At 43.1% G+C, this 7,357-nt stretch carries 14 protein-coding genes; 1 reads left to right on the forward strand and 13 read right to left on the reverse strand.

Going from position 1 to position 7,357, the window contains the following annotated elements:
- The 11 genes from FYJ45_RS24575 to FYJ45_RS24625 form a co-directional block, all read right to left on the reverse strand.
- On the reverse strand, nucleotides 1-342 hold the full coding sequence (locus FYJ45_RS24575; protein ID WP_154467631.1) for a hypothetical protein: 342 nt from the start codon (nucleotides 340-342) through the stop codon (nucleotides 1-3).
- Nucleotides 343-744: a RusA family crossover junction endodeoxyribonuclease gene (locus tag FYJ45_RS24580; protein ID WP_154467632.1), complete on the reverse strand. Its 402-nt coding sequence runs from the start codon at nucleotides 742-744 to the stop codon at nucleotides 343-345.
- A gap of 99 nt (nucleotides 745-843) precedes the next feature.
- A complete protein-coding gene (locus tag FYJ45_RS24585) occupies nucleotides 844-1,020 on the reverse strand; it encodes a hypothetical protein (RefSeq protein WP_154467633.1) in 177 nt (58 codons plus the stop codon).
- 127 nt (nucleotides 1,021-1,147) lie between these two features.
- The gene (locus tag FYJ45_RS24590; protein WP_154467634.1) at nucleotides 1,148-1,744 is read right to left on the reverse strand and encodes a hypothetical protein; all 597 of its coding nucleotides are present in this window, start codon (nucleotides 1,742-1,744) and stop codon (nucleotides 1,148-1,150) included.
- 17 nt (nucleotides 1,745-1,761) lie between these two features.
- Nucleotides 1,762-2,082: a hypothetical protein gene (locus FYJ45_RS24595; protein ID WP_154467635.1), complete on the reverse strand. Its 321-nt coding sequence runs from the start codon at nucleotides 2,080-2,082 to the stop codon at nucleotides 1,762-1,764.
- Nucleotides 2,082-2,879 (reverse strand): PD-(D/E)XK nuclease-like domain-containing protein, encoded by a 798-nt coding sequence (locus FYJ45_RS24600; protein ID WP_154467637.1) that lies wholly within the window; start codon nucleotides 2,877-2,879, stop codon nucleotides 2,082-2,084. The genes FYJ45_RS24595 and FYJ45_RS24600 overlap by 1 nt, the downstream gene beginning before the upstream one ends.
- Nucleotides 2,876-3,514, reverse strand: coding sequence for a recombinase RecT (locus tag FYJ45_RS24605; protein ID WP_154467639.1), 639 nt, complete (start codon nucleotides 3,512-3,514; stop codon nucleotides 2,876-2,878). Before FYJ45_RS24605 ends, FYJ45_RS24600 begins: the two co-directional genes overlap by 4 nt.
- 11 nt (nucleotides 3,515-3,525) lie before the next feature.
- The gene (locus FYJ45_RS24610) at nucleotides 3,526-4,956 is read right to left on the reverse strand and encodes an AAA family ATPase (protein ID WP_154467641.1); all 1,431 of its coding nucleotides are present in this window, start codon (nucleotides 4,954-4,956) and stop codon (nucleotides 3,526-3,528) included.
- Between the two features lie 44 nt (nucleotides 4,957-5,000).
- The gene (locus FYJ45_RS24615) at nucleotides 5,001-5,183 is read right to left on the reverse strand and encodes a hypothetical protein (protein WP_154467643.1); all 183 of its coding nucleotides are present in this window, start codon (nucleotides 5,181-5,183) and stop codon (nucleotides 5,001-5,003) included.
- A gap of 108 nt (nucleotides 5,184-5,291) precedes the next feature.
- Nucleotides 5,292-5,609, reverse strand: coding sequence for a helix-turn-helix domain-containing protein (locus tag FYJ45_RS24620; RefSeq protein ID WP_154467645.1), 318 nt, complete (start codon nucleotides 5,607-5,609; stop codon nucleotides 5,292-5,294).
- Between the two features lie 10 nt (nucleotides 5,610-5,619).
- On the reverse strand, nucleotides 5,620-6,387 hold the full coding sequence (locus tag FYJ45_RS24625) for an ORF6N domain-containing protein (RefSeq protein ID WP_154467647.1): 768 nt from the start codon (nucleotides 6,385-6,387) through the stop codon (nucleotides 5,620-5,622).
- A gap of 95 nt (nucleotides 6,388-6,482) precedes the next feature.
- On the opposite strand from FYJ45_RS24625, the gene FYJ45_RS24630 reads away from it, so the two are divergent.
- Complete coding sequence (locus FYJ45_RS24630; RefSeq protein ID WP_154467649.1) at nucleotides 6,483-6,791, forward strand: hypothetical protein; 309 nt, start codon at nucleotides 6,483-6,485, stop codon at nucleotides 6,789-6,791.
- Here FYJ45_RS24630 and FYJ45_RS24635 read toward each other — a convergent pair.
- A complete protein-coding gene (locus FYJ45_RS24635; protein ID WP_154467651.1) occupies nucleotides 6,788-6,964 on the reverse strand; it encodes a hypothetical protein in 177 nt (58 codons plus the stop codon). The genes FYJ45_RS24630 and FYJ45_RS24635 overlap by 4 nt on opposite strands.
- 52 nt (nucleotides 6,965-7,016) lie before the next feature.
- Complete coding sequence (locus FYJ45_RS24640; protein WP_235931002.1) at nucleotides 7,017-7,214, reverse strand: helix-turn-helix domain-containing protein; 198 nt, start codon at nucleotides 7,212-7,214, stop codon at nucleotides 7,017-7,019.
- Nucleotides 7,215-7,357: the final 143 nt, after the last annotated feature.

Below are 7,357 nucleotides of genomic sequence, written 5' to 3' on the forward strand. Positions count from 1 at the left end.
TCAGCCACCGCCCAGCCATTGAAAAATATCTATCTGGTTCTTAGACAATTCATCCTGTTTCTTGGGCTTAAGGCATTCCCTGATAGCATCACAACGCTTTTTACAGCTTCCTGTGCGTGCGCATTCTCTCCGGTAGTATGCTTCTGCCTTAAGAGTGTCCCCTGGGCTTCCATCAGGCCTGAAATAAGCATTATCTATATTTACAATCAAGATTTTTCGTTCCTGTAAAGCCTCTGCTATTCGCTCCCGGTTTGTCCGATCTCTCTGACGAGTTAACGCCTCCAGGGTTTCTCTTGATATCCGATTTTTGTAACCAAATGGAATGTAGTTCTCTATAAACACTCATTCACCTTCTTCCTGTATTACAATCTCAATTCGCGGATTGTGTCGGTCGAGAAAGAACTGATCTGAAAAGCCTGTGATATTGTCCCAACCATCGTTCTCCAATACTCCACACTTTACAAGGCTGTCCTGGACAAACTTGTGGGCTACACCTGCTATATTATCAAGGTCACGTTTCCGGTTTGGTTCATAGAAACTGTATCGGATGAATACCGGGTTATGTATCCTTAACCTCTTAAGTTGCAGGCGGATAGCATTTGCTATGAGCATCTGGCATTCCTGCTTCATGTCATTACCACAGCTATGTCCCTTGGTTCCACGGCGTGTAAATGACCTCTCAGCACGCAGGTAATCATTCAGGCCCGGAAGGGTTCCTTTCAATATCAGTTTGTATTCTTTCATAGTTCTCCTTTAACCAGCTCTCAAGCCTTTTATGGCTTTGTGTAACCACGTTCGCGTATTCCTTCATGGAAATTATCCTGTCGTTACCTTCTGGCACCTCTACAAGGCTGCAAAAGCGTTTGATAAGTCCTGGAAGGTTTTCACGGCCCCAGTAACCAATAATTCTCTCGCCATCCCGCTCTTTTCCCTCTTTACTTGCCCGGTATATTTCTGTTTCAATGCAAGGTTAAGAGGATCGGGTTCTATAAAATAACCCTCAAATAATTGTATTTTCATAAATGTTCCTTCCTGCGGCGGGACGTTGGGCGGCTATGGCACCGCCCAGCCCATAGATAGGAGGCTATGGCTCGTGATATATCGTCCCTGCACTCGCAAATATATGTAAGCCTTTCAGCGTTACACCTTATTCTTTGATTTCAAGCCATTCAGCAGAACTAGAGGCTTTCCATTCATCGAAGGTATGAACAGCATACCTCGGCGTTGAGTGCCCTCCGTCACAGACAAAACGCCCTTCCTTAAATTCATAGATTTTACCGACCGTATACTTGCTAATGTTGTTTGTGTTGGATAAACAAACCACCTTGCCGTTATATAGTGGTTCCACAATGGCATCATCTTTAAAAATACGATCCAAAATAAGATGTGCGCCTGTTTCAAAATTATAGGTATCATCTGGATGTAATTTTGCTGCTGCCCTCTTTACTTCCTTGCCGTTTTCTTTCAGAATGCCTATTGTTGCGTTTCCTTTCCGATAGATTACAAGCTGCTGTTTTTTTGGTTCATTAACAATCATCTGGTCAGAAACAGTCCACCCATCTATGCAGTAATTCCCTGAATCTAGCACATCGTCCACTCTATATTTGTTTCCGCACATATACCTCATACTTTTTACAAAATTGCACGGCATCTCAATAGTTCCACATGAATTTGTTTCATATTCCTTCGCCATATCTTCCCATTGGCGGATTGTCACTATATCACCAACTTTATACTTTGCCATTATGAATCTCTCCTTTTTTATAATAATGAACTGTTATATTTCCTTCGGAATGCCTCCCTGGCCTCCGCCTCCGTCATTCCCTGGGATACTGCATGTTTTTCCCATGCAAGCTGCCCGGCAATTTTAGACAATTTCTCAGCCATCGGATTATCATGTATCCGATTTTTTACATCGTTCTGCGTGTGGCAGTAAGGGCAGCAAGGAACTTTTATACCGTCCTCTTCTGCCAGACGCCGGATGCTGTCGCCAAAAAGAAGATGATGCTCTTCGGTTGTAGGGCGTCCGCAGCAGAAACATATGCCTGAATATTCGGTAACAATACTATTTGTTTTTTTCATCACACTTCCCCCAGCAGATCTTCTGTCCATATGGAATGCGTCAAAACCCTGGTATGTTTGCAGTAATCGCACATTTCACAACGCAGAGGTTCTATTTCTCCATTCTTTAAAGCCAATATTTTCGGCACATTGCTTTCCACTTCCGCCAGCGCGGCATCCATAAGACTTTGTTCCACCTGTATAACCGCAATGTCTGGATACTCTTCCTTTGAGGCTGCCGCAATTTTCACAGGGAGCTTTTTCCCGGTATTAATTTCAACTATTTTCTGGTATATGGCCCCCTGCAGATCATATCCCCAATAGGTTATGAAATTCATGTAGCCTGAATCCTTAACCCAGTTTGCTTCCCGCAGGGATTTCATACATTTAAGGTCAACAATAAGTGTATCGGGAAAATAACTGTCCATTTTTATTTTCCACTCTGCACCAAATAATTCTCCGGTCATAATTACCTGTTTTTCGCCCTGCATATGAAGCATAAAATAATCATCACGTTCAATACGGTTAATTACTTCCTCTGCCCTTCGATACTCTGCTTTTAATGTCCCCTGTTTTGTGAAAATATCAGGATTCTGTGCTTTAAACAGGTCAAGCGTCCCTTCAAAGTGCGCATCTACGTAGCTGCCAACCAGAAGGGAGGTTGTTTTCTTCATTGCCCACTCCCCATTCAGGCAGGCCATTGCTTCCGCCTCGCAGCCTACACGCCCCATAGTACCAACAAACTTTTTATACTGGCTGACAGAGAGGTATTCCCTGTCAGCTTCCGGCGAAAAATAATTTTCCTGTGTAAGCTTCATATAAAGTGTTCCTCCGCTTCTTTAACAATTTCGTCCGGTATTCCTAACGGTTCATCTGTTTCTAAAAGCTCATTCTTTGCGATATCTTCCACTTCTCCCTCAACGTAAGCTCCCATAAGAGCATTAGGAATATATACTCTGGCAAAAAAAGCCGCCGCCCGATATGCAAGCATCTGTTCAGGCATTGTTTTCCACTTACTTCCGCTTTTCTGATACCACTCTTCCGCCTTTGCCATTTGAATTGTTATTTCCGTACCCCTAACAATTTCACCGGTTTCTTTATATTCAGCCTGAATATAACATCCCCAGGTATCGGTATTGCGTTCCCCCGTATATACCGGCCTTACATTTTTAAACTCTTTTGCTGCACGGATCATGGCCATACATGCCTGACCACTCCATAAAGGTTTCCCTTTAACAACATAAAGGTTTTGCATTACCATCATTGGGGACATTCCATTTCTATTTGCCATATCAACCGCTATCGCGCAGTCCATCGGTTTCCCTTGAAAGTTCTGGGGTACAAGCTGGCTGCTGGCAAACATTTTCCCGATATCATATAATTTTTGGAAACTATCCGCATCTGCGAATGGTGTTGTAATCTCATGTTTTTCAGTTACCATTATTTCTTCCATAGTTAATCCTCCTATAAACTAACGACGGTAAATGCATCATCATCGGTTGTGCGCGTAGCAATAAACTGTAACCCTTTTGCCTGACACTTTCTATAAAGAGCATCACGCAGCCCTTTTGAAAGCTTTTCTACGCCGTCAATAAGAATAAGCTGTAAACCATTAGGCTTCTGGATTGCCACATCAATGCAAAGGTCAAGTTTTTCCCCGTCTGATAGATTGCTGATAGGAAGACCATTAATAAGTGGCACCCCATCTTTTATGGAAAGTCCTTTAATGGGGATTTTACATTCTGTAAGGATTTCCCCGGGAAGTGAACGGGCCTTTTCGATAAGGCTGGTAAGATGCTGGGAATTTTCAGAAAGAATTCTAATATCTTGCTGTAATCCCTGCATCCTGCGGTATTCATTAATATGGGACTTCATGCGTTCCATTTCTTCAGCTTCTTTCACCAATAAAGATACATCCTGCGGCTCTTTTCCGCGGTATTCGCTGTAGGCCTCTACCTCTGCATCATACTGTGCAATGTTAGCTTTGTATTCCTGTTCTACTACGGCCAGCTTGTCCGCAAGCTTTTCTTCAAGGCTATCACGCTCTGTTTCCAGCGCCCGGATCTGTTCCTGCAGACGGGATATATCTTTCTCAATCTGGGTTTTACGGTTCCCAAACTCCGTATTTAACGCTGCCTTACGGATTTCACGGTCGGCTTCATATTTCCGTACCTTGTTATTCCGGCCTTCCAAAAGAGTTTTTGCTTTCTGGATTTCTTCGTTCTCTTTCCTGATGCGTTCAATTTTCTGATAAATTTCTCCGGTGCTTGCTTTCTCCCACTTTTCAACATCGTAATGCTCCGGGATAACTGCTGCGATTTCCTCTACAAAAGCTCTCTTATTGCGGATATCTCTGTTAATGTCCTGCCGGTTCTGGAAATACTCTCCATTTTCTGATTGGATATCATTTAACACGCTGAGAATGTTCTGTTCGTAATTCACCCAGGAAGGAATTTCCCCAAACCATCCCTTTATTTTGTTCATATCCCAGGGATATTCAATCATGTCAAGGATTGCAGCATTTTGTTTTTTGGCATCCCAGCTCATAAACTCAACCGGGTTCAATTGCAGCGGAGTAAAAATATCGCGGAGAAAAGCTTCCGGGCTACCTACTTCATGTCCGTCTTTTTTTACACTCTTGTAATCGGACCTATCAGTCCGAATTTTTCGGTTTATCCGAAGCCCATTATCTGTTTCAATAAGAATTTCTCCCTCTGTCTCCCCGTTTCTTACAATTAAGTCACGGTTAGACTTATTGGTAAGCGCAAGACGTATGGCATCAATTACAGAAGTCTTTCCAGCTCCATTTGTTCCGCGCAGCTCCACAGAACTGCCATCCCCGTCGTATTCCTTTATTCCATACAGATTTCTAATTTTAATTTTTGTTGTACGCATTCACATCTTCCTTTCCATGTGCTATAATGCACTTGAGATTATTCCTATTTGCTCCGTGTCCTGTTCCCGCAGGCCGGAGCTTTTTCTTTGTAAGAGACTGCTAGAATCACCACCAGGGCCACAATCATAATCCCTATGGCCGCAGGCTGCAGCTCTCCGTTTTGGTTCTCTATCCCGCCGGCTCCCAGCATCAGGGCCAGGAAGGAAAATGCCTGTATTACCTTCATATTTCACCTACTTCTTCCGCGGCGGCCACACCGCTATAATGATTATCAGCAACACTTCCGTAATGACCGTGGCCCCTACGCCACACCAAAACTCAGGAATATACATAGTCAACCTCCTTTCTGGATATTTTCCCGCAGAAACTCTTTGCCAAATATCTTTTCCTTTGCAGAAAGCATCCGGTCCGGTACCGCAGGTTTTGTTTCCTTCTGAAACTGTGAAAGCGGTATCCGCCAGTTACCTGTTGACTTGTCCGCAGTTATCTTGCCGGCATTAATCCGGCGGTATATGTTTTCAGGGCTTGTCTGCATAATCTCTGCAAGCTCCTGTACCGTTACCCAGGACTCTACCCGGCGGCACTTCTCCACCTCGGCAGCCAGTTCATCCACCCGCCGCTTAAGGTGTTCTACTTCTTCCTCCAAATACATGCCGCACCTCCTATGGATCAAGCCAATCAGAATCTTTTTTAAGTGCGGAGCATATTCTTTCCTTTGTTTCTTTTGTCGGCCGGGTTTTGCCGTTCAGAATGTTGTAGACCGTAGAGTCGCTTATTCCGGCTCTGTGTGCCACTTCTGCAACACTCACTTTGTTTTGTTTCAGATGTTTTTTTAGCTTTGACGTATCCACTGGAACGCCCTGCTTGTAAAACTCTTTCCATTCCGGCTTTTTCGTTTCTTCCTTGTTCACTACAGGAATCGCGGGATTTTCCGCTGTCGCCCCGGCGTCAATATCAGGAATCAAATGTTTGAGAATATTCATAACTTCCCGTTTACTGTAGGGCACCGTTGCCATAATGCGGGCGGCCTCAAGATATGTTGTCGGCTCCATTGGAAGCACTTTTATCGGCGCCGCAGGTTCCGCTTCCTTTCTTCTGAAATAGGAATCAACAATCTCCCTCTGTACCTTCCATGCCAGTTCATCATTAAACGACTTCACCAGCATCAGATACCCCGACTCAGTAATTAGTGTGAGGCCATTGTTGTTGACTTCCGTTCCACGAATTTCGTTGATCGGGAAATCACTGGATTTTACTTTTACAAAATCAACGCCATTTATAAAACGCTGGCGGTTTGTTAAGAAATTCCGGCTGGCGGTTCCTATGGGCCGCTCGTGAACCTCATCGATATCCTTAAAAGTAACAACACGCTTCCCGTTGTACTCCCGCAGGCGGATATCATGCCCGTGAATTGATACTACATTGTCCACTTTTCTTCTCCTTCCAATTTGCTTTATGCTTTTTACCGTCTTATAATGTAGTTACAGGCGTTGCCGCGCCGAGTCTATAAGAAAGGAAAAAGCAAATGACAAAAGATGCTGACAAAATGATTTGTTGTATCTATAAGGAATATCTTCAGCGCCGAAAACTTGGAAATTCCATAGCTGAATCCAGTCTATTCAGCAGTGAATATTTCAAGAATGACCCTGTTTTGTCAAAATGGCACCCAGATGATTGTACTGAAATTGCCCGTGAGCTTAAAAAAATGGGTTTTCTTGATATCTGGGTTTCTGGAAAGTTTATTCTTACTTCTGAAGCTATTACTTATATGGAAAATCGTTTCAAAAATGGTATCGTAGAGTTAACCGATTTCATTTCAAAACTGATTCCTTAATTCCAACCGGGTGCTGTTGCCTCAAATTGTTTATTTTCTTCAAATGACAGCACCCACCTTCCGTTGATAAACTCCAAATATAATTTTGAAATTCTCTCCTTCTTCTCACCATTAATAATCAGAATCCCTTCATTTGGAATAACGACTATGCTTTCAATCTTGTTCGTTTCCACTTCCTCTACCCTCCTTCCATTACTTACCACTTGTCTGTGGTGAAAGTCCGTTTTATTGGACAGTGATAGTGTTACTATTATTGCATGTAGGAACTGTACATCTGGATTCTTCAAAGATTCTGATATCTTCTTCACGAATCCTGTATTCTCTTCCGATTTTCACAGCCGGAAGCTTTTTCTTTCGAATCCAGTCCCATATGGTGATTACTTTAACACCATATCTTTCAGCAACATCTTCACAGGTGTACATTTTCGACAAATTTATCCCTCCTAGTATAATAATGGTGTAGTCAAGAACGACTACTGGTTAACAGTTACAAAGTCCAATCTAATAAATCTATATAGATATAACGGAAGGAGGAGTTCCCCCTCCATCAGAAGTTATAGGACAAC

The sequence above is a fragment of the Eisenbergiella porci genome (assembly GCF_009696275.1).
GTDB classification, from domain to species: Bacteria; Bacillota; Clostridia; order Lachnospirales; family Lachnospiraceae; genus Eisenbergiella; species Eisenbergiella porci.

What these genes read in the sequence shown, in the direction of transcription:
- FYJ45_RS24580 (WP_154467632.1), bottom strand. Translation starts at nt 744, where the DNA reads ATGAAAGAATACAAACTGATATTGAAAGGAACCCTTCCGGGCCTGAAT.
- FYJ45_RS24585 (WP_154467633.1), bottom strand. Translation starts at nt 1,020, where the DNA reads ATGAAAATACAATTATTTGAGGGTTATTTTATAGAACCCGATCCTCTT.
- FYJ45_RS24590 (WP_154467634.1), bottom strand. Translation starts at nt 1,744, where the DNA reads ATGGCAAAGTATAAAGTTGGTGATATAGTGACAATCCGCCAATGGGAA.
- FYJ45_RS24595 (WP_154467635.1), bottom strand. Translation starts at nt 2,082, where the DNA reads ATGAAAAAAACAAATAGTATTGTTACCGAATATTCAGGCATATGTTTC.
- FYJ45_RS24600 (WP_154467637.1), bottom strand. Translation starts at nt 2,879, where the DNA reads ATGAAGCTTACACAGGAAAATTATTTTTCGCCGGAAGCTGACAGGGAA.
- FYJ45_RS24605 (WP_154467639.1), bottom strand. Translation starts at nt 3,514, where the DNA reads ATGGAAGAAATAATGGTAACTGAAAAACATGAGATTACAACACCATTC.
- FYJ45_RS24610 (WP_154467641.1), bottom strand. Translation starts at nt 4,956, where the DNA reads ATGCGTACAACAAAAATTAAAATTAGAAATCTGTATGGAATAAAGGAA.
- FYJ45_RS24615 (WP_154467643.1), bottom strand. Translation starts at nt 5,183, where the DNA reads ATGAAGGTAATACAGGCATTTTCCTTCCTGGCCCTGATGCTGGGAGCC.
- FYJ45_RS24620 (WP_154467645.1), bottom strand. Translation starts at nt 5,609, where the DNA reads ATGTATTTGGAGGAAGAAGTAGAACACCTTAAGCGGCGGGTGGATGAA.
- FYJ45_RS24630 (WP_154467649.1), top strand. Translation starts at nt 6,483, where the DNA reads ATGACAAAAGATGCTGACAAAATGATTTGTTGTATCTATAAGGAATAT.
- FYJ45_RS24640 (WP_235931002.1), bottom strand. Translation starts at nt 7,214, where the DNA reads ATGTACACCTGTGAAGATGTTGCTGAAAGATATGGTGTTAAAGTAATC.